Origin of the sequence: Marinimicrobium sp. UBA4509, from assembly GCF_002388575.1 — a bacterium.
GTDB lineage: Bacteria > Pseudomonadota > Gammaproteobacteria > Pseudomonadales > Cellvibrionaceae > Marinimicrobium > Marinimicrobium koreense.
Map to the genome: position 1 here is coordinate 1 of NZ_DGMV01000089.1, position 376 is coordinate 376.

General features: G+C 61.4%; 1 pseudogene. It reads right to left on the minus strand.

From position 1 onward, the window contains the following. A pseudogene (clpA, locus tag B3520_RS17060) lies at positions 1-376 on the minus strand (ATP-dependent Clp protease ATP-binding subunit ClpA); the annotation flags it as partial.

Below are 376 nucleotides of genomic sequence, written 5' to 3' on the forward strand. Positions count from 1 at the left end.
TCGGCAATGGCGGTTTTACCCACCCCGGACTCGCCCACCAGCAGCGGGTTGTTCTTGCGCCGACGGGAGAGAATCTGGCTGACCCGCTCCACCTCGTACTCGCGCCCCACCAGGGGATCAATACGCCCCTGCATGGCCTGCTCGTTCAGGTTGGCCGCAAAACTCTCCAGCGGGCTCTGGCTGGGCGACTCACCGCCGATGGCATCATCGTCGTGCTGCTCCTGGGCGGAGTCGTTGCCGTGATCGGACTGTCCGGCCACCTTATGAATGCCGTGGGTGATGTAGTTGACCACATCAATGCGGGCAATACTCTGCTGCTTCAGGTAGTAGACCGCCTGACTTTCCTGCTCACTGAAGATGGCCACCAGCACATTGG